General features: G+C 67.7%; 3 protein-coding genes. 2 read left to right on the top strand and 1 reads right to left on the bottom strand.

Going from position 1 to position 1,691, the window contains the following annotated elements:
• Positions 1-113: 113 nt before the first annotated feature.
• On the bottom strand, positions 114-548 hold the full coding sequence (locus CCN72_RS36335; protein ID WP_086812615.1) for an ATP-binding protein: 435 nt from the start codon (positions 546-548) through the stop codon (positions 114-116).
• Positions 549-740: 192 nt separating this feature from the next.
• On the opposite strand from CCN72_RS36335, the gene CCN72_RS36330 reads away from it, so the two are divergent.
• Positions 741-1,577, top strand: coding sequence for a helix-turn-helix domain-containing protein (locus CCN72_RS36330; RefSeq protein WP_086812614.1), 837 nt, complete (start codon positions 741-743; stop codon positions 1,575-1,577).
• 8 nt (positions 1,578-1,585) lie between these two features.
• The coding region (locus CCN72_RS36325) for a DUF397 domain-containing protein (protein ID WP_143664330.1) at positions 1,586-1,691 on the top strand (106 nt) is incomplete at its 3' end.

Raw genomic sequence — 1,691 nt, 5'->3', positions numbered from 1 at the left:
GGACCGGAGGAGGGTGGGGACGGTGGGCGCGGGAGCGGTGGGCGCGGGGAGCACGACCATCACCACGCCTGAGGCCACCCGCCGGACTCCAGAGGGGCGACTCCAGAGGGGCTTCACACCGGACTCAGCGCGGCGGTCGCCCTGAAACCGAGTTCACACCATACGAACTTGCCCCGCTCCCCGAACCGCGCCGTTGGCTGCCACCCCCAGTGGTCGGCGCACGCCATGACGAGCCCGAGCCCCCGGCCACCCTCCAACTCGCCCGCTTCGGCGAGGGATTGCGCCACGGGCGGCGACTGCGGATCCGTGTCCCACGCCCCGATCCACACCACCCCCTCCGGGGTACGGCGCACCCGCAGCGCCGCCGGACCTTTCGTGTGCCGCACGGCGTTCGAGACCAGCTCCGCCGCCAGCAGCTCCGCGATGTCCACCAGGCCGATCAGACCGTGGAGGGTGAGGATAAGACGGAGGGTACGGCGGGAAACCGTCACCGCCCTCGGGTCGTTGGGGATGCAGAGGGTGTAGTCCCAGGACTCGCTTTCAGGCATGGGTGATCAACTCCGGGGAGTGAGTGGGGGGTTGAAACGCGCGCAGGGTGGCGTTGCCGCGGGGTGCGGTGCACTTCCGCTGCGTGTGCGGTACGTCACCGACGGTAGATCTAAATCTAGGGACGCGACAAGTGGATCGCGTAATCTGACCCGAACGGGTCAGACCTGCGCGCACACGAGGAGACCAGAGCGATGGTGAAGCGGCGCGAACCAACCGCCCGTCAGATGCGGTTGGCGACCGAGCTGCGCAGACTCCGTGAGGCGGCAGGACTCAACTCCCGCCAGGCGGCTGCACTCCTTGGTGTGGCACCCGCTCAGATCACTCATATCGAGTCCGCACTCGCGGGCGTGAGTGAGCAGCGCGTCCGCCGGTTGGCCTGCCATTACGACTGCACCGATCCGGAGTTCATCGACGCACTGGCGGCCATGGCCACCGAACGGACGCACGGCTGGTGGGAGGAGTACCGAGGCCTGCTGCCGACGTCCTTCCTGGACCTCGCCGAGCTGGAGCACCACGCCCAGCTCCTGCGCGAGGTGGCGATCCTGTACGTGCCGGGATTGCTACAGACCGAGGACTACGCACGCGCGGTCTTCTCCGCCCGCATTCCCGAACTCACCCAGGAGGAGCTGGAACTTCGTGTGCACCATCGCATGCGACGCCAGCAGCACGCGCCCCCGTACGAGACGGTGATCCACGAGGCGGCTCTGCGCATCAGGGTCAGCAACCGCACCGCCGCACAGGCCCAACTCCAACAGCTCCTCGAACGGTCCGAGTCGGACCGGGTCACGGTGCGGGTCATCCCCTTCGACCTGGACGATTTCGCCAGCGCCTCCAGCACGATGACATACCTTTGCGGCCCCGTGACCAGACTGGATACCGTGCTCCGCGACGCGCTGCACGGTGCGGCCTTCATCGACTCCGCGCCTCAACTCAGCGTCTACCGAACGAATTTCCGTAAACTGGAAGCGGCGTCCCTCGACCCCTCCCGGTCGCGTGACCTCATCCACCGGCTGGTGAAGGAGCTGTGAGTCCCCTCATGGAGAACTGGCGAAAGTCGTCCTACTCGGGCCCGGGAGACGGCGACGCGTGCGTGGAGATCGCCGACACCCCCACCCACGTATCCGTCCGCGACTCCAAGACCC

The sequence above is a fragment of the Streptomyces murinus genome (assembly GCF_002154555.1).
Taxonomy (GTDB): Bacteria; Actinomycetota; Actinomycetes; order Streptomycetales; family Streptomycetaceae; genus Streptomyces; species Streptomyces murinus.
The sequence above is the reverse complement of the archived record's forward strand: the minus strand, read 5'-3'. Positions and strand labels throughout refer to the sequence as shown.